The 20,331-nt window shown below is 67.6% G+C and carries 17 protein-coding genes; 6 read left to right on the plus strand and 11 right to left on the minus strand.

Features of this window, described 5'->3' with window-relative positions; genetic code table 11:
* Nucleotides 1–872: 872 nt before the first annotated feature.
* The 3 genes from N0B71_RS13385 to N0B71_RS13395 all read right to left on the minus strand — a co-directional run bounded on the left by N0B71_RS13385 (nt 873) and on the right by N0B71_RS13395 (nt 4,252).
* Nucleotides 873–2,672, minus strand: coding sequence for a phosphoethanolamine transferase CptA (locus N0B71_RS13385; protein ID WP_259759317.1), 1,800 nt, complete (start codon nt 2,670–2,672; stop codon nt 873–875).
* Between the two features lie 98 nt (nt 2,673–2,770).
* The gene (locus tag N0B71_RS13390; protein ID WP_259759318.1) at nt 2,771–3,565 is read right to left on the minus strand and encodes a tetratricopeptide repeat protein; all 795 of its coding nucleotides are present in this window, start codon (nt 3,563–3,565) and stop codon (nt 2,771–2,773) included.
* A 6-nt stretch (nt 3,566–3,571) separates the two neighbouring features.
* The gene (locus N0B71_RS13395; RefSeq protein WP_259759319.1) at nt 3,572–4,252 is read right to left on the minus strand and encodes a Fe2+-dependent dioxygenase; all 681 of its coding nucleotides are present in this window, start codon (nt 4,250–4,252) and stop codon (nt 3,572–3,574) included.
* Between the two features lie 201 nt (nt 4,253–4,453).
* On the opposite strand from N0B71_RS13395, the gene N0B71_RS13400 reads away from it, so the two are divergent.
* Nucleotides 4,454–6,715 carry a TonB-dependent receptor gene (locus tag N0B71_RS13400; RefSeq protein ID WP_259759320.1) on the plus strand — a complete coding sequence of 754 codons (2,262 nt, stop codon included), beginning with the start codon at nt 4,454–4,456 and terminating at the stop codon, nt 6,713–6,715.
* 185 nt (nt 6,716–6,900) lie between these two features.
* Nucleotides 6,901–9,450: a sulfite reductase flavoprotein subunit alpha gene (locus N0B71_RS13405; protein ID WP_259759556.1), complete on the plus strand. Its 2,550-nt coding sequence runs from the start codon at nt 6,901–6,903 to the stop codon at nt 9,448–9,450.
* Nucleotides 9,451–9,838: 388 nt separating this feature from the next.
* Here N0B71_RS13405 and lpxO read toward each other — a convergent pair whose 3' ends face one another.
* Nucleotides 9,839–10,738 (minus strand): lipid A hydroxylase LpxO, encoded by a 900-nt coding sequence (gene lpxO, locus N0B71_RS13410; protein WP_259759558.1) that lies wholly within the window; start codon nt 10,736–10,738, stop codon nt 9,839–9,841.
* Between the two features lie 132 nt (nt 10,739–10,870).
* Here lpxO and N0B71_RS13415 point away from each other — a divergent pair, with 132 nt between their 5' ends.
* Genes N0B71_RS13415 through N0B71_RS13425 form a run of 3 tightly spaced genes read left to right on the plus strand, consistent with a single transcriptional unit; the run spans nt 10,871 to nt 13,214 of the window.
* Nucleotides 10,871–11,626, plus strand: coding sequence for a 5-oxoprolinase subunit PxpA (locus N0B71_RS13415; RefSeq protein ID WP_259759321.1), 756 nt, complete (start codon nt 10,871–10,873; stop codon nt 11,624–11,626).
* Nucleotides 11,623–12,300 (plus strand): 5-oxoprolinase subunit PxpB, encoded by a 678-nt coding sequence (gene pxpB / locus N0B71_RS13420; protein WP_259759322.1) that lies wholly within the window; start codon nt 11,623–11,625, stop codon nt 12,298–12,300. Before N0B71_RS13415 ends, pxpB begins: the two co-directional genes overlap by 4 nt.
* Nucleotides 12,297–13,214: a biotin-dependent carboxyltransferase family protein gene (locus tag N0B71_RS13425; RefSeq protein WP_259759323.1), complete on the plus strand. Its 918-nt coding sequence runs from the start codon at nt 12,297–12,299 to the stop codon at nt 13,212–13,214. The genes pxpB and N0B71_RS13425 overlap by 4 nt, the downstream gene beginning before the upstream one ends.
* A gap of 2 nt (nt 13,215–13,216) precedes the next feature.
* On the opposite strand, the gene prfH is transcribed toward N0B71_RS13425, so the two are convergent.
* From prfH to N0B71_RS13440, 3 genes are all read right to left on the minus strand, one after another.
* Complete coding sequence (gene prfH / locus N0B71_RS13430) at nt 13,217–13,828, minus strand: peptide chain release factor H (protein ID WP_259759324.1); 612 nt, start codon at nt 13,826–13,828, stop codon at nt 13,217–13,219.
* Nucleotides 13,828–14,964 (minus strand): RNA ligase RtcB family protein, encoded by a 1,137-nt coding sequence (locus N0B71_RS13435; protein WP_259759325.1) that lies wholly within the window; start codon nt 14,962–14,964, stop codon nt 13,828–13,830. The genes prfH and N0B71_RS13435 overlap by 1 nt, the downstream gene beginning before the upstream one ends.
* Nucleotides 14,965–15,174: 210 nt before the next feature.
* The gene (locus N0B71_RS13440) at nt 15,175–15,657 is read right to left on the minus strand and encodes an Lrp/AsnC family transcriptional regulator (protein WP_259759326.1); all 483 of its coding nucleotides are present in this window, start codon (nt 15,655–15,657) and stop codon (nt 15,175–15,177) included.
* A 166-nt stretch (nt 15,658–15,823) separates the two neighbouring features.
* On the opposite strand from N0B71_RS13440, the gene N0B71_RS13445 reads away from it, so the two are divergent.
* Complete coding sequence (locus N0B71_RS13445) at nt 15,824–16,417, plus strand: LysE family translocator (protein ID WP_259759559.1); 594 nt, start codon at nt 15,824–15,826, stop codon at nt 16,415–16,417.
* An 87-nt stretch (nt 16,418–16,504) separates the two neighbouring features.
* Here N0B71_RS13445 and N0B71_RS13450 read toward each other — a convergent pair whose 3' ends face one another.
* From N0B71_RS13450 to N0B71_RS13465, 4 genes are all read right to left on the minus strand, one after another.
* Nucleotides 16,505–17,167, minus strand: a complete 663-nt coding sequence (locus tag N0B71_RS13450) for a hypothetical protein (protein ID WP_259759327.1) — start codon at nt 17,165–17,167, stop codon at nt 16,505–16,507.
* Nucleotides 17,168–17,327: 160 nt separating this feature from the next.
* Nucleotides 17,328–18,299: a peptide ABC transporter ATP-binding protein gene (locus N0B71_RS13455; RefSeq protein ID WP_259759328.1), complete on the minus strand. Its 972-nt coding sequence runs from the start codon at nt 18,297–18,299 to the stop codon at nt 17,328–17,330.
* The gene (locus N0B71_RS13460) at nt 18,296–19,273 is read right to left on the minus strand and encodes an ABC transporter ATP-binding protein (RefSeq protein WP_259759329.1); all 978 of its coding nucleotides are present in this window, start codon (nt 19,271–19,273) and stop codon (nt 18,296–18,298) included. Before N0B71_RS13460 ends, N0B71_RS13455 begins: the two co-directional genes overlap by 4 nt.
* A gap of 145 nt (nt 19,274–19,418) precedes the next feature.
* Complete coding sequence (locus tag N0B71_RS13465; RefSeq protein WP_259759330.1) at nt 19,419–20,330, minus strand: ABC transporter permease subunit; 912 nt, start codon at nt 20,328–20,330, stop codon at nt 19,419–19,421.
* Nucleotide 20,331 lies beyond the last annotated feature (1 nt).

Genomic DNA, 20,331 nt, shown 5'->3' on the forward strand with positions numbered 1-20,331 from the left:
CCGCGGGGCTTTTTATTTGGGTAGGAGCGGACCTTGTCCGCGAAACCCGCGCGGTCCCCCTGTAGGAGCGGGCCATGCCCGCGATCCGCCGGCAAGGCCGGCGCTTTCTTTTTTACTGGCGTTTTGGGGCTGCTTGCTGCTTGCTGCGTTGGCGTGGGGGCTCCAGCGCCGCTTCGGCGTGCGCGCGGGCTTCCTGTTTCGCCCCCTCGGGCGAGTTACTTTCTCAAACGACAGAAAGTAACCAAAGGTCTTGCCCCGGACATCCGGTTTTTCGCTCAGGCGAAAAATTCCCTCGCTCCAGCGAAGTTCCAGGGGCACGCCGCGGTGGGCCATCCCTGGCCCATCGCGGCTCTTGCGGCATCCATGCCGCTCAACCCCTTAAACTCCGCTTCCACTCGGCCTCCTGAACGGGGCGATGCGGAGCGCGCGGACGTTTCTCTGGAAACCTTAATGAGCCAAAGCCAAAGCCAAAGCCAAAGCCAACGACGGACGGCTCGTCGTAGGAGCGGACCTTGTCCGCGAAATCCACCGCACTGACGCCGAGGTTTCAGGTGTAAGCCGGGCATTCCCAGGCACCGGCGTTGCGGTGTCGGAGCGGGCCATGCCCGCGATCGCGCGCATGGCGCGCTCCTACAGGTCAACTCCGGCTTTCCGGTACGCGTAGGAGCGGACCTTGTCCGCGAAACCCCACGCGGCGGCCCACGGAGTATCAGGAATCCATCGAGGTAGCACGCCACCCGTAGGAGCGAGCTTGCTCGCGAACCGCACTCTGCCGCCTTTACCCTGGTGATACCGAGGCTGTCACTGCACCGTCGGGCCCAATGAAAAACGCCCCGCAATGGCGGGGCGTTTTTCAGGACATCCGGGCCGACTCAACCCTCTTTGGGTTGCGCCGGTTCCGGTGTCTGTGCGGTGGCCGGGGCCTTGGCGTCCTTGGCGATTTCCTGCGGCGCGGGCTGGTCCTGCGGCAGTTTGTCGAACTCGTGCAGGCCGTCTTTCTTGTACGGGTCGCCGATCCAGCGCGGGGCGACGACGAACTGCGGGCTCACCAGGCTCTTGGCCGGCTCGTAACGGTCGTAGCTCAGGCCGGCGAGGTCGGACAGGGTGTGGATCAGGTGCGAGCTGCTGTACGCCCGGTCGGCTACCGCCTTCAGGTCGCGCGGGTGGGCGGCTTGCCAGCTCGGCGAGGTCCAGACCATGAACGGAATGGTGTACATCGGCCGGGTCGGGGCCATTTCGTTGCGGCCCAGGCGGTCGTGGTTGCCCGAGCTGTAGACGTCCTCGCCGTGGTCGGAGAGGTAGACCATGAAGCCGTTGGCGCTGGACTCGGCGTAACGCTTGATCAGGCTCGACACCACGAAGTCGTTGTAGCGCACCGCGTTGTCGTAGAAGTTGTAAGTCTCCACCTGGTCATCCGACAGCGCCGAGGGCACGCCCTGGCGGTCCTTGAAGTAGGCGAACTCTTCGGGGTAGCGGTAGCGGTAGTCCATGTGCGTGCCCAGCAGGTGGACCACGATGAACTTCTTCTGCGCCGGGTCCTTCAGGGCCTTCTCGAACGGGTCCAGCACTACGCCGTCGTACTGGCTGGCGTTCTGGTTGCGCTGGTTGTTCAGGTACGCCTGCTCGTCCGTCTGCTGGGAGAAGGTGGTGAGCATGGTGTTGCGCTTGGTCATCGTCTGCTGGTTGGTGATCCAGAAGGTCTTGTAGCCCGCCTGTTTCATCAGGTTGATCAGCGACGGATCGGTGAGGAACCTGTCCGGGTTCTGCTCATCGCCGAAGGTGAGGATCTGCTGCATCACCTCGATGGTGTAGGGACGCGGCGCCACCACGTTCTGGAACACCGTCAGGCCCTGGCCGCTGGCGGCGAGGGCGTCGAGGTTCGGCGTGGTATCGCGGCCGTAGCCGTACAGGTGCATGTGCTGGCGGGTGGTGGATTCGCCCAGTACCAGCACCAGGGTGCGCGGTTCGTCGCCGCTGCTGTCCTTGAGGTTCTGCAGGGGCGGCAGGGAGGCGTTCTGTTGCAGCAGCTTCTGCATGTTGTCCAGCTGCTGGCGGTACTGGACGTAGCCCACCACCAGTTGCCACGGTACCGCCGGCTCCATGCGCGACTGCACCTTTTCCAGCGCCTGGGCGAAGGTGCGCTCCTGGGTGACCATCTGCTTGTAGAAGGGGTAGAACAGGTTCATCACCACCAGCAGCACGGCCAGCGGCACGCGGGCGTAGGCCGGCATGTTGATGGGGCGGATGCGCTTCCACAGCAGCACCGCGACCACGCTGTAGGCCAGCAGCGCCAGGCACAGCCAGAGGCTGAAGTACTGGCTGAAGTACTCGCCGGCCTCGGCGGTGTTCGACTCGAACATCACGAAGATGACGCTCTGCGAGAATTCCTGGTGGTAGATGCCGAAGTAGCTCAGGCCTACCAGCGAGGCGCCCCACAGCACCAGGCCGATGATGGCGGCGATGCCCTTGGTGAAACGCGGCAGCAGCAGCGGCGGCGCGAGCCACAGGCTGCTGAGGAAGAAGGCATCACGGAAGCCGGCGAAGCCGGTGGTGCCGCTGAACAGGATCAGCGCCTGGGTAACGCCGGAGAAGTACCAGAAGAACAGCAGGAGCCAGCCCAGGGCGGCCCAGTCCACGCGTTTGCGCGCTGCGGGGGGTGTGGTGTTCGACACTTGCGCCTCGTCGTTGCCAGGCGGCTGCCGAACACTCCGGCAGCCAGGGTAGCCGGCAAAGGTAGCAGGACGCGCGTGAAAATTACGTCAAATGAGCTTCATGCGGCGCCCAGGTGTTCGGCGAGGTGACGCAGGTCCGACTCATCGCCCAGTTCGGCGGCGCGCTGGAAGTAGGCCAGGGTCAGCTCGTTCAGGCTGGGGGGCAGGGAGGCGGCGAGTTGCTGGCGGGCCACACGCAGGAAGTTGAGGTTGCCGCCTTCCAGCGCGCGTTCCAGCCAGATACGCGCGCCCGCCAGGTCGCCGCGTTCGGCGAGCACCGTGGCGTGGCTGAACTGGCCGCGGAAGTCGCCGGCCTCGGCGGACCGGCGGTACCACTGGTGCGCCAGGGCCAGGTCGCGCGGCACTGCCCGGCCTTCCTCATGGAAGCGCCCGACCAGGTTCATCGACTTGGCATGCCCCAGCGCCGCGGCACTCTGGTACAGCGCCAGGGCGCGGGCGTCGTCGCGCGGCACGCCGCGGCCGGTGGCGAGCAGGTTGGCGAGGTTGTACATGGCCCAGTCGAGCTTCTGCCCGGCGGCCTGCGCGTAATGGCGGGCGGCGCCGGCTTCGTCCTGCGGGCAGCCCCAGCCGTGTTCCAGGCAGCGCCCGAGCATGTTGCGGGCCATGGCGTGGCCGCGCTCGGCGGCGATGCCGAACCAGGCCAGGGCAAGGCGTTCGTCCTGCTCGATGCCGTGGCCGTCGAGGAGAATCTGGCCGAGCAGCGCCTGGGCTTCCAGGTCGCCGTCGCGGGCGCCGGCGACGATCAGACGGGCGGTTTGCCGCGGGTCATCGGCAAGCTGGCCGGTGAGGTCCTCGACGTGGATTTCTTCGGTGCGACGCAGGATGAAACTCATGGCGAATCAGACATCCACCCAGCGGCGCAGCAGGTTGTGGTAAGTGCCGGTCAGCTCGACCAGCGCCGGGTGGTCCGGCACGTCGCGGGTCAGCGCCTGGATCGACTGGTCCATCTGGAACAGCAGGGCGCGCTGGCTGTCCTCGCGCACCAGGCTCTGGGTCCAGAAGAACGCGGCGAGGCGCGCGCCGCGGGTCACCGGGTTGACCTTGTGCAGGCTGGTGGCGGGGTAGAGCACCAGGTCGCCGGCCGGCAGCTTCACCTGCTGGGTGCCGTAGGTGTCCTGGATCACCAGCTCGCCGCCGTCGTAGTCCTGCGGGTCACTGAAGAACAGCGTCGAGGAGACGTCGGTGCGCACGCGTTCGCGGCCACCCTGGGCGTCGCGCACGGCGTTGTCGATGTGGAAGTCGAACGAGCCGCCGCCGGTGTAGCAGTTGAACAGCGGTGGGAACACCTTGTTCGGCAGCGCGGCGGACTGGAACAGTGGGTTGCTCCACAGGCGCTGCAGCATGGCCTCGCCGATCTCGCGGGCCAGCGGATGGTCCTGCGGCAGTTGCAGGTTGTGCTTGGCGCGCGACGACTGGTAGCCGGCGGTGACCTTGCCGTCGGCCCACTCGGCCTGTTCCAGCGCGACGCGGATGCGCGTCACTTCATCGCGGGTGAACACGCCAGGGATGTGCAGCAGCATGGGCCGATTCCAACAGCTTCGATAGTTTGCCAATGATAATGATTTGCAACATGGCGGCACAACCGGCCTGTTCCCGCTTCCGACCGGGGGAAAATGTAAAAGTTGTAAATCATGTGCGTATGGTAATGAATGTGAATTGATACAAGTTCTCAATTGCAATAAATTGCGCGGCCTTCATGAACCCCTGGGGAGGGAGTCTCGATGTCGCGTCAATCCACCGAGTTCGCCGGCAGCACGCCGCGCCTGCTGGTTTCCGCCGTCGGCGTGGCGATCACCGCCATGTCGGGCACTCACCTGGCCCACGCTGCCGAGGCGTCGCCGAAGAAGTCCGGCGAGGACGTGCTGTCCCTGGAGGCCGATACCGTCGTGGGGACGCAGCAGCAGGACCCGACTACCTACAACGTCGAGACGTCCTCCAACGAGAAATACACCGCGCCGCTGCTGGACACGCCCAAGACCGTGACCGTGATCCCGCAGCAGGTGATCAAGGACACCGGCGCGCTGACCCTGCAGGACACCCTGCGCACGACGCCCGGCATCACCTTCGGCGCGGGCGAGGGCGGCAACCCGGCGGGCGATCGTCCGTTCATCCGCGGCTTCAACGCCGAGAGCGATACCTTCCTCGACGGGATGCGCGACGTGGCTTCGCAGACCCGCGAAGTCTTCAACATCGAGCAGATCGAAGTCAGCAAGGGGCCGGGCTCCGCCTACACCGGCGCCGGTTCCACCGGTGGCAGCCTGAACCTGATCAGCAAGACCGCCAAGCAGGCCGACTTCAACGACGCCAGCATCGTGCTGGGCTCCGACCAGACCCGTCGCACCACGCTGGACGTCAACCACCGCCTGGGTGACAACGCGGCCTTCCGCCTGAACCTGATGAAGCACGACGCCAACGTCGCCGGCCGCGACGAGGTCAACGTCAGCCGCTGGGGCGTCGCGCCGACCGTCACCTTCGGCTTCGACACGCCGACCCGCGCGACGCTGTCGTATTACCACCTGTCCACCGACGACATGCCCGACTACGGCATCCCGCTGACCCTGGCCGGGCGCAGCGAGCGCAACCCGAGCAAGCCGGTGTCCGTGGACAAGAGCAACTTCTACGGCCTGAACGACCGCGACTACCGCAAGAGCACCACCGATACCGGCACCTTCCGCATCGAGCACGACCTGAACGACAACCTGACCCTGTCCAACAGCTTCCGTCTGGTGCGCACCACCCTCGACTACATTGCCACCAACCCCGACGACAGCCGCGGCAACGTCGCCAACGGGCTGGTGTATCGCTCCTCGAAGAACCGCAACTCCACTTCCAAGGGCTGGGTCAACCAGACCGACCTGAAGGCCAGCTTCGACACCGGCTTCGTCGGCCACACCCTGGTGACCGGCATGGAGTTCAGCTACGAGGACGTGCACAACCGTCCCTATGTGATCACCCCGGGCGGCGGCAGCGGCAACCTCTGCACCCCGTCGCTGATCGCCAGCGGTGACTGCACCAGCCTGAACAGGCCCACCCCCAGTGACCACTGGACCGGCCGCATCACCGACAGCGCCGCCTTCACCGACACCGACACCAAGACCGCCTCGGCCTACGTGTTCGACACCCTGAAGCTCAGCGAGCAGTGGGACCTGAACCTCGGCCTGCGCTACGACGACTTCGAGACCCGCTCCAGCGGCTACTCCACCGGCGGCCGCGGCTCGCCCGCCGGCGATTTCGACCGCCAGAACAACAGCCACTTCTGGAACTACCAGGTCGGCGTGGTCTACAAGCCGGCGCCCAACGGCAGCGTCTACGCCGCCTGGTCCACCTCCAGCAACCCCAGTGGCGAGACCGCCGGTGAAGGCGGCGGCGACCTCGCCCTGGCCAACGAGAACCTCGATCCGGAACGCAACCGCAACTACGAGATCGGCACCAAGTGGGCGTTCTTCGACGAAGCGCTGTCGCTCAACGCGGCGATCTTCCGCACCGACAAGACCAATGCCCGGGTCGCCTCGCCGGATGATTCCACCGTGCAGGTGCTCGACGGCGAGCAGCGCGTGCAGGGCATCGAGCTGGGCTTCAGCGGTGCACTGACGCCCCAATGGAAGGTCTTCGGCGGCTACACCTACCTGGACAGCGAGATCCTCAAGTCCAGCGTGGCCAGCGACGAAGGCAACCGCATGCCGCAGACCGCGCAGAACAACTTCACCCTCTGGTCGACCTACGACGTGCTGCAGAACTTCACCGTGGGCGGCGGCGCCACCTACGTCGACGAGCAGTTCGGCAACACCGCCAACAGCACCATGATCCCGTCCTACTGGCGCTACGACGCCATGGCCAAGTACGTGATCAGCAAGAACGTCGACCTGCAGCTCAACGTGCAGAACCTGACCGACAAGCGCTACTTCGACCAGGTCTTCAGCACCCACATGGCGCATGTGGCCCCAGGCCGTACCGCGCTGCTGGGCGTCAACGTCCACTTCTGAGGTCGCGCCCCGCTGGCGACCCGCCCCGGCCGATGCTCCTCGGCCGGGGTTTTTCAATATCCGGGCCTGGCCGCTCCGGCGAAGTCGGGCCCAGGGTTAAGAGTGTTAAATTGGCTGCGCTTGCGATCAATTCTCATTAAAATGCCCGCCCTGCGTGATGGCTGGTCGAAGGTGAAGCTGCGGTGTTGAAGAAAGTCCTGTTCCAGTTGCATTGGCTGTTCGGCATCAGCGCAGGTCTGGTGCTGGCGCTGATGGGCATCACCGGGGCGATGCTGTCGTTCCAGGATGAAATCCTGCGCGCCATCAACCCCGAGAGCCTGGTGGTGGAAAAGCGCGCTGGCGCCGTGCTGCCGATGGACGAGTTGATCCGCCGGGTGGAAAGCGCCGAGCCGGGCAAGAAGGTCGCCTTTCTCTGGCTGAAGACCGAAGGCGTGGAATCCGCGCGGATCTTCTTCACCCCGCCGCCGGGCCAGCGCCGTGGCGAATCGCGCTATGTCGACCCGTACACCGCCCAGGCGCTGCCCGCGCCGGTGGGCGAGGGCGCCTTCCAGTTCATCATGCAACTGCACCGCTTCCTCGCTGCCGGCGAAACCGGGCAGCAGATCACCGGCGCCTGCACCCTGATCCTGATTTTCTTCTGCCTCTCCGGGCTCTACCTGCGCTGGCCGCGCAAGGCGCTGAGCTGGCGCACCTGGCTGACCTTCGACTGGCGCAAGCAAGGCCGCGCCTTCAACTGGGACCTGCACGCGGTGGCCGGCACCTGGTGCCTGGTGTTCTATCTGCTCGCCGCGCTGACCGGCCTGTACTGGTCCTACGAGTGGTACCGCAACGGCCTGTTCAGGCTGCTCGACGACGCCCCTGCCGGCCAGGCCAAGAGTGGCCAGCGCGGCGGCGGCAAGCGTGGCCCGGCGCCGCAAGGCCCGCTGCCGGTGGTGGACGCCACGGCCATCTGGAGCACCATCCAGCAGACCGGGGGCGCCGCCATGACCGCCTACAACCTGCGCCTGCCGCCGGTGCAGGGCCAGCCGGCCACCGTGTTCTACCTCCTTGATGACGCCGCCCACGAGCGCGCCTTCAACGAGATGACCATCGACCCGGCCAGTGGCAAGCTGCTCAAGGACCGCCGCTACAACGACAGCAGCGCCGGCAAGCAACTGCTCACCAGCGTCTACGCCCTGCACGTGGGCAGCTACTTCGGCCTCACCGGGCGCATCCTGATGATGCTCGCCAGCCTCGCCATGCCGCTGTTCTTCATCACCGGCTGGCTGCTCTACCTCGACCGCCGGCGCAAGAAGCGCGCTGCGCAGGCCGCCCGCGGTGAACTGGACAACAGCGCCGGTGGCGCCGACGCCTGGCTGATCGGCTATGCCAGCCAGAGCGGCTTCGCCGAGCAACTGGCCTGGCAGAGCGCCGGCCAGTTGCAGGCCGCCGGGCTGCCGGTGCGTGTCGAGCCGCTGGGCAAGCTGGACCGCGCGCAGCTGGAGCAGGCCCGCAATGCGCTGTTCGTGGTCAGTACCTTCGGCGAAGGCGAAGCGCCGGACAGCGCCCGCGGCTTCGAGCGCCAGGTGCTTGGCCAGACGCTGGGCCTGAACGATCTGCGCTTCGCCATCCTTGCCCTGGGCGATCGCCAGTACGAGCACTTCTGCGGCTTCGCCCGGCGCATGCAGGGCTGGCTGCAAGGGCAGGGCGCGCGCCCGCTGTTCGATGGCGTGGAAGTCGACAACGGCGACGCCGCCGCGCTGCATGACTGGCAGGTGCGCCTGGCCGAACTCTCCGGTACGGCGCCGCAGGTGGCCTTCAGCGCGCCGGCCTTCGAGGTCTGGACGCTGAGCGAGCGCATCCACCTCAACCCCGGCAGCCAGGGCGAATCCACCTGGCTGTTGCGCCTGACCGCGCCGAGCCAGTCGCAGATCGACTGGGCCGCCGGCGATCTGGTGGAAATCGTCCCACGCCAACCGGACTTCCTCGTGGCCCGCTGGCTGGAACGCCTCGGCCTCGATGGCGCGACCAAGGTCCAGGTGGATGGCCTGACCCTGCCGCTGAAGGATGCGCTCGCCGGTTGCCTGCTGCCGGGCAACCTGGAGCACCTGGTCGGCCAGCACGGCCAGGCGGTGGTGGATGCGCTGATCAAACTCTCGGTGCGCCAGTATTCCATCGCCTCGCTGCGCAGCGCAGGCGCCCTGGAGCTGATCGTGCGCCAGGAGCAACACGCCGACGGCTCGCTGGGCATCTGCTCCGGCTGGCTGACCGAGTACCTGCCCGAGGGCGGCAGCCTGCTGCTGCGCCTGCGCCGCAACCGCAGCTTCCACCTCCCCGAGGATGATCGCCCGCTGATCCTGATCGGCAACGGCACCGGCATCGCCGGCCTGCGCGCCTTGCTGCAGGCGAGCGTGGCCGAGGGGCGCTCGCGCAACTGGCTGCTGTTCGGCGAGCGCAACATCGCCCACGACTTCTACTGCCGCGAGGAGCTGGAAGGCCTGCTGGCGCGTGGCGAACTGCAGCGCCTGGACGTCGCCTTCTCCCGCGACCAGGCGCAGAAGGTCTACGTGCAGGACCGCCTGCGCGCCAGCGGCGAAGTCCTCGCCCAGTGGCTCGACGACGGCGCGGCGATTTACGTCTGCGGCAGCCTGCAGGGCATGGCCGAAGGCGTCGACCGCGCCTTGCGGGAGATGCTCGGCGATGCCGAGGTCGAAGCGCTGCTGGAGAGCGGGCGCTATCGGCGCGATGTGTATTGATCGGGAGTCGGGCGTAGCTGATCGCGGACGGAGTCCGCTCCTACGCTCGGTGTGACAGGCCTTTCGTAGGAGCGAGCTTGCTCGCGAACGAACTCCCCGTCGGCTCAACAGCTGGGCGGGTTCGCGAGCAAGCTCGCTCCTACAAGGTCAAGAGCCTCGCGCGGGCTTTCTCCTGTACGTGCGGGCCCTGCCCGCGATCCGCCGGCAGGGCCGGCGTTGGCGTCGCGAGCAGCGATGACCGGCAGCAACGGAATCCGCCGCACGGGATTTCGCGGACAAGGTCCGCTCCTACCGCCGCCTGCAACGCTTCCACTGACCCAAAACAAAAAGGCCCCCGCGAATGCGGAGGCCTTTTCGGTTTCCGGTGCAGCCCGGATTCAGGAGTAGCTCAGATCCACAGGAACAGCGCCAGTACCGCCGCGAAGAAGCCCCACTTCTGCAGGTAATACAGGGTACGGTTGCGCTTCTTCAGGGCCTTGCCCTGCAGGCGGATCTTGTACAGCGAGGCGAAGGCGCGGTTGATGCCGCCGGTCTTGTCGCCGTCGTCGTTGGGCGAAGCCGCCGCGGCCATCACGTTGCGGCTGAACCAGCGGTTGAATGCCGTCGCCCAGCGGTACTTCAGCGGCCGCTCGATGTCGCAGAAGAGGATCACCCGGTCATGCGCCGTGGTGTTCTCGGCATAGTGGATGTACGTCTCGTCGAACACCACCGCCTCGCCGTCGCGCCAGTGGTAGCGCTCGCCGTCCACCTCGATGAAGCAGCCCGGATCGTTCGGCGTCAGCAGGCCCAGGTGGTAGCGCAGCGAGCCGGCGTAGGGGTCGCGGTGGCGCACCAGGCGCGAGCCCGGCGGCAGCTCGGCGAACATCGCCGCCTTCACCGACGGAATCTGCCGCAGCAGCTCGGTCGTCCTGGGGCACAGGGCGTCGGCGGACGGGTGGCTGTCGTCGTACCATTTCAGGTAGAAGCGCTTCCAGCCGGTCTTGAAGAACGAATTGAACCCCACGTCGTTGAGCTGCTCGGAGCGTTTGATGCTGCCGGCGTCGCGCAGGTGCAGGGCTTCGCTGCGGATCGTCTCCCAGTTGTCGCTGAGCAGACGCATCTCGGGGAACTCGTCGGTCGCCAGGTAGGGGCGGCTCGGCACCTTGGAGAACAGGTACATGATGCAGTTGATCGGCGCCAGGAAGCTGGAGTGGTCGCTCAACTGGCGCATGAACTTGTGGCGCACCCGCCCACGCAGGTGGACGTAAACGATGCTCAGGCCGAAGGCGGCCAGGATGGCAGCTTTGATCATTCGGGGGGATATTTCCACGGGTCTAATGGCGCAATGGTACTCCTCCTGGGCGGGACTGAGTATTCTCCAAAGGCCAAAGGCCTGTTGCTGCCTTAACCTGTAGGAAATCTGGAAAGGACGGCGAAATAGATGACCGAGCCCACCGCGCGAATCCTGCTCAACTGCGATATGGGCGAAAGCTTCGGCGCCTGGCGCATGGGCGACGACACCCACGCCATGCCCCTGATCGACCAGGCCAACCTCGCCTGCGGCTACCACGCGGGCGACCCGCTGACCATGCAGCGCACCGTGCGCCTGGCGGTGGAGCAGGGCGTCAGCATCGGCGCGCACCCGGCCTACCCGGACCTCGCCGGCTTCGGTCGTCGGCACATGAGCTGCTCGCCGGAAGAGGTGCATGCACTGGTGCTTTACCAGATCGGCGCGCTGGACGCCTTCTGCCGCGCCGCCGGTACCCAGGTGGCCTACGTCAAACCCCACGGCGCGCTGTACAACGACCTGGTGCGCGATGACGCGCTGCTCGCCGCGGTGCTCGACGCCTGCGCCGCCTACCGCAAACGCCTGCCGCTGATGGTGCTGGCGCTGGCCGACAACACCCGCGAACTACAGCTGGCCGACGTCGCCGACGTGCCGCTGATGTTCGAGGCCTTCGCCGACCGCGCCTACCTGCCCGACGGCCAGCTCGCCCCGCGACGCCTGCCCAACGCCGTGCACCACGATCCCCAGCGCATCCTCGACCAGGCCCTGGCCATCGCCCGTGGCGAAGCCTTCCCGGATATCGACGGCAACCCCCTGCGCCTGCGCGCCGACAGCCTCTGCGTGCATGGCGACAACCCCGAATCCCTGGCGGTGCTGCGGCGCCTGCGTGGCCTGCTGGACCAGGCATGATCCGTGTCGAACCCTTCGGCGCCACGGCGCTGCTGATCACGCTCGCGGAGCAACCCGACGACGCCCTGCCGTTGCGCATCGCCCAACTGGCCGAGCGCCTGCGCGTCGAGCTGGGGGAGGCGCTGACGGATTGCGTCCCCGGCTGGACCACGCTGTTGCTGCATTACGACCTGATGCGCATCGACCTGCCGCAGTTGCATAAACGCGTGCAGGCTGCGCTGCAGGATTGGCCCGGCGATTACCCGGCGAACGAGGCCGGGCGCCTGCATGAAATCGCCGTGTGGTACGCCGGCGAAGACCTCAGCGACGTCGCCCGGCACTGCGGGCTGACGTCTGCCCAGGTGATCGACCTGCACACCGGCCGCGACTATCGCGTCGGCGCCATCGGTTTCTCCCCTGGCTTCGCCTACCTCGGCGAACTGCACGAAGGCCTCGCCCTGCCGCGCCGGGCCACGCCGCGCACGCAAGTGCCCGCCGGCAGCGTGGCGATTGCCGAGCGGCAGACGGCGGTTTATCCACAGGCCTCGCCCGGGGGCTGGCATCTGCTCGGCCGCACCGCGCAACGCCTGTTCGATCCCCATCGGCAGCCGCCGTGCCCGCTGGCGGTGGGCGACCGTGTGCGCTTCGTACCCATCGATGAGGCGGCTTATCGTGCGGCCGGGGGCCAGCCATGAGCCTGAAGGTCATCGCCTGCGGGCCCTTGTGCCTGCTGCAGGATGGCGGCCGCCTGGGCTGGCAGCATCTGGGCGTCTCGCCCGGTGGCCCGGTGGATAAACACGCGGCGGCCTGGGCCAATCGCCTGCTGCACAACGCGCAGGGCTTGCCGCTGCTGGAAATCGCGCTGGGCGGGCTGGAGCTGCAAGCGCAGGTGGACACCTGGCTGGCGCTGACCGGCGCCGAGCTGCCGGCGACCCTGGATGGCGAGGCATTGCCGAGCTGGTCACGCTTTCCCGTGCGGGTCGGCCAGCGCCTGAAGCTGGGCTTCGCCCGTGCCGGGCAACGGGCCTATCTGGCCGCGGCGGGCGGCTTCCGGGCGAATTCGGTATTGGGTAGCGTCGCGACCCAGACGCGGGAAAAGCTCGGTGGTCCTGGCGGCAATGGCCTGCCCCTGGCCGTCAACGATCGGCTGGAATGCGCAGCCGACGGCCAGCGCTTCGCGCGTGGCGCCAGCGTGCCCTGGCCGTATCGGCCGGACTACCGCGCGATCCCGACCCTGCGCGTGCTGCCCGGCCCGGATGCTTTCAGCGAGGAACAGCGGCGGGCCTTCTTCGCGCAGCGCTGGCAGGTCAGCCCGCAATCCGACCGCATGGGCATGCGACTGCGCGGCGCGGCGCTGAGCGCCCCGTGCCGGCAATGGTCACTGGGGATCGTCGAAGGCGCCATCCAGGTGCCGCCGGACGGCCAGCCGATTGTCCTGCTGGCCGACCGCCAGAGCATGGGCGGCTATCCGCTGCTGGGCGTGCTGCACCCGCTGGACATCGGCCGCCTGGCGCAATGCCCGGCGCACAGCGAAGTGCAATTCGCCCCGGCAAGCGTGGAACAGGCGCAGGCGAACCTGCGCGCGTTCCTGCAGTTTTTCTCAGGCTGATCTCAACCTTCGAAGCGTTCACCGCGAAACACCCGGCGCGGATTGCCGCGTTGCAGATGGTGATGGGCCAGTCGGCGTTCGGCGCGCAATTCGCTGCTCGCCTGCTCCGCGCGTTCCTCCAGCTTGCGGGCGATCAGCAGCAGCGCCAGGCGCTTGTTGGCGTGCTGGCTGCGTTCGCTCTGGACCTTCACGCTCAGCCCGCTGGCGAGGTGAGTGGCGCGCACCGCCGAATCGGTGGTGTTGACGTGTTGCCCGCCGGGGCCGGAAGAGCGCAGGGTTTCGAAGCGCACTTCACCTTCGAGGCTGGCCGGCGGCGCGCTGAATCGTGCGCCGCCGAAGTACCAGTTCTTGCGCCCGTGGTTGGGCCGGTAAGGGCTGGCGCAGACCCATTGCAGGGTGCCGTTCCAGCCCTCGGCCAGCCTTGCCGCCGAGTCGCCCTCCAGTGCCAGCAGCACCGAGAGCAGCGTGCCCCGGCGCGGGCCGGCTTCCTCCTCGATCACGCGCGCCTCGGTGCCGCTGGCCTCCGCTTCACGCAGCAGACGCTGCAGGGCCTTGGCCACGGCCAGCGCACATTCGTCCGGCCCCTGGGCCGCAGACAGTTGCAGCAGGATCATCAGCAGCACTCCCCGCGGGTCTTGTAGGTCAGCACCGGCTTCAGTCGCGCCAGCACCCGCAGCAGCCCCGCTTCACGCAGCGCGCCGACCACCGAGTCGATGGCCTTGTAGGCTTCCGGCGCCTCCTCGTAGATCAGCGCGCGATCACCGCAGATCACCCGGCTGCCCAGCGCCGTGCGCGCCAGCTGCTCGACGCGGTAGCGCGCCGAGAGACGGTCCTTGCACTCGCTGCGCATCCACTTGCGCCCCGCGCCATGGGCGAGGGAGAAGAGGCTGCGCGGATCGGCGACCGGTTCCACCAGGTAGCTGAAGTCGCCGCGCGAGCCGGGGATGACCATCACCCCGCGGTCCGCCGGCGTCGCGCCCTTGCGGTGCAGCCAGCCGTCGACGCCGTCGACCTGGGCCGGGCTGACCAGGTTGTGGTTCACGTCCAGCACCTGCCCACCGTCCGCCCGCAGGCGCTCGAGCATGCGCAGGGCGATCAGCTGGCGGTTGGCTTCGGCGAAACGCAGCGCGCCATCGTGGCGGGCCAGGTAGTACGCGCAGTCGTCGGTGCCTTGTGCCAGGCCCTGGTGGCTGAAACGATCGACCTGCTCGCGCAGGATGGCTTCGCCCAGGCCGCGCGAGCCGCTGTGCACCAGCAGGAGCAGGTGACGGCGGTCGAGGCCGAGGGCTGCTACGGCGGCTTCGTCGTAGAGCTGATCGAGTTGCTGCAGCTCGGCGAAGTGGTTGCCGCCGCCGATGGTGCCCAGCGAATGCTCGTGGCCGCAGGGCGGCAGGCCGAAGCCGGCGATGCGCTCGCTCCAGTCGTCGTCCAGCGGGCCGTCGAGGTTGCCCAGGCGCTTTTCCAGCTTGTCCAGGTTCAGCTTGGCGGTGGCGATATCGGTGCGCCACAGCGCCATGCCGCAACCGATGTCGTTGCCCACCAGCGCCGGATACAGGCGACCGGTGGAGAAGAACGCCGCGCCGATCGGGTAGCCCCGGCCGGGGTGCAGGTCCGGCATGCCGGCGACACGCTGCATGCCCGGCAGGCGGGCGGTGGTTTCAAGTTGCTGGATCGCTTTACCTTCGATCCAGGTGTCGTCCGCGGCGATCAGGGTGATGCCGTCGGACAGATTTTGGATGCAATTGCCCATTGTCCAATCCCAGGAGGAATGAAACGAAAAAAGAGGATGGGGGCAGGCCGGAGCCGGGCAATGCGATGCCGCCAGAGGGGCGGCGGGGAAGCGATTACGCCAGACGCGACCTGCAAAGGGTGATCAGTGCTTGCATGATGTCTCTCCTTTGCTGTCGGTGGGTGGGAAGGTGGCGAATGATCGGCGCACGGTGGCCCGCGCGCAATCCTGCTATTTCGGCAGGTGGCGCAACGGCAGCGGAGCCGACTCCTTCACCGTCTGGATCGCGAAGTTGCTGCGGATATCGCTGACGCCCGGCAGCTTGAGCAGGGTACCGGTGAGGAACTGCTCGTAGGCACGCAGGTCGGGCAATACGACTTGCAGGAGGAAATCCGACTCGCCGCTGACCAGGTGCACCGAGATGACTTCCGGCAGGTCGATCACCGCCTGGCGGAAGGCGGCGGCACTGGTGTCGCTGTGGCGCTCCACCTTCACCCCGACGAACACGGTCAGGCCCAGGCCGACTTCGTCGCGGCCCAGCGCCGCGTGGTAGCCGCGAATCATCCCGGCTTCCTCCAGCAGGCGCACGCGGCGCAGGCAGGGGGAGGGCGATAGGCCGATCTCCTCGGCGAGCTGTACGTTGGTCAGGCGGCCATCGCGTTGCAGGGCGGCGAGGATGCGGTGGTCGTAGGCGTCGAGTTTCGGAATTGGCATGAGTGAAGTCTCTGCGGTGATCTTATTGGCAGGGTATGCCAGTTCAGCGCTGATTGCTGGTCGAATACGCAAGCACCTGCCTCGGCCTTCAGGCATAGAATCCCTATCCGCAATGACTGCTGTGGAGTAGTGCTTGTGGATATGGGTGTGTTCCTGCGCCCTGGCGATGGTCTACCTGCTGCCGGGGCCGGACATGATTCTCCTGCTGCACACCGGTGCCCGCGACGGCTCGCGTGCGGCGTTGGCCACGGCCCTGGGGCTGGGTGTCGCGCGGGGTTGCCACGTCGTGCTGGCGGCGACCGGGCTGGCGTTGCTGTTCCGCAGCGCGCCGTGGACCTTCGACGTGGTGCGCATTGGCGGTGGGCTCTACCTGGCGTGGATTGGCCTGCACCTGCTGCGGGCGCCGGCGGGGTTGCCGGTGGCCACGGGCGAGGCGCCGGTTTCCACGGTCAGCTACGGGCGTGCGTTCCGTCGTGGGCTGCTGACCAATCTGCTCAACCCGAAGGCGCTGTTGTTCTGCTCGGTGCTGCTGCCGCAGTTCATCCATCCGCAGAACGGCCCGCTGGCGCTGCAGTTCGCGCTGCTGGGCGGCCTGCTGGTGGTGGTCGGGCTGGGCTTCGACAGCTGCTACGCGGTCAGTGGCGAGCGCATGGGCCGCTGGCTGGCGCGGCACCGGGCGATGCAGCGCATGCAGCAGTGGGGCTTCGGCGGGATTCTGCTGGGCTTTGGCGTGCGCCTGGCGCTGATACGCGACGTGTAGCAGCGCGCTTTGCGCGCGATCGCGGGCATGGCCCGCTCCTACAGGTCTGCTCCGCCGCGTTGTATGCCATACGCACAGTGAGAAGCTTCAGAGGTCTTCCGGCTGGATCTTCCACAGGCGCGCCACCGAGGGTTTCTGCGGGTTGCGGGCGACCACCAGCAGGCCCAGTTCCTTGCCGCGCAGTTCGCGCAGCAATTGCGCGCCCTGGCGCTGTTGCAGGTTGTCGGCGAGGTGCCCGAGGGCGATGGTCGCTGCTGCCGGATGGGTGGCGACGGGCACGTAGCTGCCGTCGTCCATGTCCAGCACGACGTGCGTCTCGCCCGGTTCGGGGGCGGGGAGGTGCAGGCGGGCCTTGAGCAGGTGCGCCATGGCGGCATCGCGCTGGGCGGCGGACAGCTGGCCTGGCGGCAGGGCCCGTTCCAGCGGGAAGAATTCGTCGGTCGGCTCGGCCTTCCGCTCGGCTTTCGGCTTGGCCGCAGGCGGCGCGGCGGGCGCCTTGGCGCGAGGCTGTTCAGGGGGCGGTAGCGGGGCCGGTGCGGGCGCGCTGACGTCCGCTTCGTCCAGGTCGAGACCGTCCCAGTCTATCTCGTCGAGGTCCGCCGGCTCCGCCGCCCTCTTTCGCCGCGCGGGTCTTCTCGATGACGTCACCGCGGCGCGCACGTCCATCCGCCGCTGGCGTTTCCACCGGTGCAGCTGGATGTTGGCGATGATGGCGGCGACGAGGATGAGCAGGAGGAAGAACAGCAGCATGGAAGACCGTGGCCCTGTGGATAACGGCCACGGCGCGCAGGCAGTGGCGGGACGCCACCCTGTCGGAAAACGGGGGATCAGGCGATAGGCCTGTTCCGGCTGCGTTGTAGGACGCAGCTGTATCCGAAAGAGGGCCGGCCTATGACCGGCCCGTTTCGCATCAGTTCAGGAACTGCTCCGCGTGGTGGCAGGCCACCTGGCGTTCGTCGAGCAGGCGCAGTGCCGGCACCTCGCTCCTGCAACGCTCGGTCGCATAGGGGCAGCGCTTGTGGAAGGCGCAGCCGCTGGGCGGGTTGAGCGGGTTGGGGAGTTCGCCCTGGATCTTGATCTTGGGCTTGTCCGGATCGGGGTGGATGGCCGGGGTCGCCGACAGCAACGCCTGGGTGTAGGGGTGCAGCGGGCGTTCGTAGAGCTTGTCCGCCGGGCCCATTTCCGCCGGGCGGCCGAGGTACATCACCAGCACGTCGTCGGCGACGTGGCGGACCACGGCGAGGTTGTGCGAGATGAACACGTAGGCCGTGCCGAACTCCTGCTGCAGGTCCATGAACAGGTTGAGCACCTGGGCCTGGATCGACACGTCCAGCGCCGAGGTCGGCTCGTCCGCCACCAGCACCTTGGGTCGCAACATCATGGCGCGGGCCAGGGCGATGCGCTGGCGCTGGCCGCCGGAGAACATGTGCGGGTAGCGCTGGTAATGCTCGGGACGCAGGCCGACCTGCTTCATCATCGCCTGCACACGCTCGCGGCGCTCGGCGCGCGACAGGTCGGTGTTGATCAGCAGCGGTTCGGCCAGTTGGTCACCGATCTTCTGCCGCGGGTTGAGCGAGGCATAGGGGTTCTGGAAGACCATCTGCACGTCGCGGCGCAGCTGCTTGCGGGTGTCGTGGTCGGCGCCTTTCACCTCGTGCCCGGCGATCTGCAGGGAGCCGGAGGTGGGCTCCTCGATCAGCGTCAGCGCACGGGCGAGGGTGGACTTGCCGCAGCCGGATTCACCGACCACGGCCAGGGTCTTGCCGGCCTGCAATTCGAAGGACACGCCGTTGAGCGCGCGGACCAGGGCGTGCGGCTTGAACAGGCCCTGGGAGATTTCGTAGTGACGGGTCAGGTCGCGGGCGGTCAGAACGGCGTTCATCGGGCCACCTCGGTGTTCAGGTTGAGCGGGTAGAAGCAGCGCACCGCGCCGCGCTCATGGGCGTCCAGGGTTGGCCGCACGGCGCGGCAGTTGTCCTGCACGTAGGGGCAGCGTGGCGACAGCAGGCAGCCCTGCGGGCGGTCGTACTTGCCCGGGACGATGCCGGGCAGGGTGGCCAGGCGTTCCTCGCCGGCGCTGTGTTCGGGGATCGCCTTGAGCAGCGCCTCGGTATAGGGGTGGGTCGGCAGGTCGAACAATGCCGGCACCTGGCCGATCTCCACGGCTTGCCCGGCATACATCACGCAGACCCGCTGGGCGGTCTCGGCAACCACGGCGAGGTCGTGGGTGATGAGGATCAGCGCCATGCCCTGGTCGCGCTGCAGGTTCAGCAGCAGCTCCATGATCTGCGCCTGGATGGTCACGTCCAGCGCGGTGGTGGGTTCGTCGGCGATCAGCAGCTTGGGCTCGCCGGCGATCGCCATGGCGATGGCGACGCGCTGGCTCATGCCGCCGGAGAGCTGGTGCGGGTAGGCGTCCAGGCGCTGGGCGGCGCCGGGGATTTCCACCCGTTCGAGCAGCTCCAGCGCGCGCTGGCGCAGGGCCTTGCCGCGCAGGCCGAGGTGCAGCTTGAGCACTTCCTCGATCTGGTAGCCGACGGTGTAGCTGGGGTTGAGGGCGGTCATCGGGTCCTGGAAGACCATGGCGATGTCCTTGCCGACGATGCGCCGCCGGTCGCGGCCCTTGAGACGCAGCATGTCGGTTCCGTCGAACTGCATGGTGTCGGCGGTGATGATGCCGGGGGCGTCGATCAGGCCCATCAGGGCCATCATGGTCACCGACTTGCCGGAGCCGGATTCGCCGACGATGGCCAGGACTTCGCCCTTGTCCACCGAGAGGTCGAGGCCGTCCACCACCGGGACGGCGTTACGGTCGCCGAAGCGCACCGAAAGATTGCGCAGGTCGAGGAGGCTCATACGGCGGTCTCCGTCAGGTTCTTGTTCTTGTAGGAGCGAGGGGGACGCCTTGGTCCTTGCTCGCGAACGGGGAACGCGGGGGATTGCAGGTTCGCGAGCAGGCTCGCTCCTGCAGCACGTGCGAAAGTCATCATCTGTGTCTTCCTCACGCCGCGTTCTTCAGCTTCGGGTCCAGCGCATCGCGCAGGCCGTCGCCCATCAGGTTGATCGCCAGCACGCTGAGCAGGATGGTCAGGCCGGGCAGCGAGACGACCCACCAGGCGCGTTCGATGTAGTCGCGCGCGGAGGCCAGCATGGTGCCCCACTCGGGCGTCGGCGGCTGCACGCCGAGGCCGAGGAAGCCCAGGGCGGCGGCGTCGAGGATGGCCGAGGAGAAGCTCAGGGTGGCCTGCACGATCAGGGGCGCCATGCAGTTGGGCAGCACGGTGACGAACATCAGGCGCAGGGTGCCGGCACCGGCGAGGCGCGAGGCGGTGACGTAGTCGCGGTTCAGCTCGCCCATCACCGCGGCGCGGGTCAGGCGCACGTAGGCCGGCAGCGAGACGATGGCGATGGCGATCACGGTGTTGATCAGGCCCGGGCCGAGGATGGCGACGATGGCCACCGCCAGCAGCAGCGAGGGCAGCGCCAGCATGATGTCCATCAGGCGCATGATCACCGGGCCCAGGCGGGTCGGCGAGAAGCCGGCGAGCAGGCCGAGGAAGATGCCGGGGATCATCGAGATCAGCACCGAGGTCAGGCCGATCATCAGCGACAGCCGCGCCCCGTGCATCAGGCGCGAGAGCAGGTCGCGGCCCAGCTCGTCGGTGCCCAGCAGGAACTGCGAATTGCCACCCTCCAGCCACAGCGGCGGAGTCAGCAGGAAGTCGCGGAACTGTTCGCTCGGATCATGGGGCGCGACCCAGGGCGCGAACAGCGCGCAGAACACGATGACCAGCATGAACAGCAGGCCGCCCACTGCGCCCTTGTTGCGCGAGAAGGCGTGCCAGAACTCTTTCAGCGGGGACGGGTAGACCAGGCTCGGGTCGCTGGCGGGAGCTTTTGCGGCGGTATTCATG

The organism is Pseudomonas sp. GCEP-101, from assembly GCF_025133575.1.
GTDB classification, from domain to species: Bacteria; Pseudomonadota; Gammaproteobacteria; order Pseudomonadales; family Pseudomonadaceae; genus Pseudomonas; species Pseudomonas nitroreducens_B.

Excerpts from the sequence above, each read along its gene's own strand:
- N0B71_RS13415 (WP_259759321.1), top strand. The coding sequence starts at position 10,871 with ATGACCGAGCCCACCGCGCGAATCCTGCTCAACTGCGATATGGGCGAA.
- pxpB (WP_259759322.1), top strand. The coding sequence starts at position 11,623 with ATGATCCGTGTCGAACCCTTCGGCGCCACGGCGCTGCTGATCACGCTC.
- N0B71_RS13465 (WP_259759330.1), bottom strand. The coding sequence starts at position 20,330 with ATGAATACCGCCGCAAAAGCTCCCGCCAGCGACCCGAGCCTGGTCTAC.
- N0B71_RS13425 (WP_259759323.1), top strand. The coding sequence starts at position 12,297 with ATGAGCCTGAAGGTCATCGCCTGCGGGCCCTTGTGCCTGCTGCAGGAT.
- N0B71_RS13395 (WP_259759319.1), bottom strand. The coding sequence starts at position 4,252 with ATGCTGCTGCACATCCCTGGCGTGTTCACCCGCGATGAAGTGACGCGC.
- N0B71_RS13445 (WP_259759559.1), top strand. The coding sequence starts at position 15,824 with ATGGTCTACCTGCTGCCGGGGCCGGACATGATTCTCCTGCTGCACACC.
- N0B71_RS13450 (WP_259759327.1), bottom strand. The coding sequence starts at position 17,167 with ATGCTGCTGTTCTTCCTCCTGCTCATCCTCGTCGCCGCCATCATCGCC.
- N0B71_RS13440 (WP_259759326.1), bottom strand. The coding sequence starts at position 15,657 with ATGCCAATTCCGAAACTCGACGCCTACGACCACCGCATCCTCGCCGCC.
- N0B71_RS13435 (WP_259759325.1), bottom strand. The coding sequence starts at position 14,964 with ATGGGCAATTGCATCCAAAATCTGTCCGACGGCATCACCCTGATCGCC.
- N0B71_RS13400 (WP_259759320.1), top strand. The coding sequence starts at position 4,454 with ATGTCGCGTCAATCCACCGAGTTCGCCGGCAGCACGCCGCGCCTGCTG.
- N0B71_RS13460 (WP_259759329.1), bottom strand. The coding sequence starts at position 19,273 with ATGAGCCTCCTCGACCTGCGCAATCTTTCGGTGCGCTTCGGCGACCGT.
- N0B71_RS13455 (WP_259759328.1), bottom strand. The coding sequence starts at position 18,299 with ATGAACGCCGTTCTGACCGCCCGCGACCTGACCCGTCACTACGAAATC.
- N0B71_RS13390 (WP_259759318.1), bottom strand. The coding sequence starts at position 3,565 with ATGAGTTTCATCCTGCGTCGCACCGAAGAAATCCACGTCGAGGACCTC.
- prfH (WP_259759324.1), bottom strand. The coding sequence starts at position 13,828 with ATGATCCTGCTGCAACTGTCTGCGGCCCAGGGGCCGGACGAATGTGCG.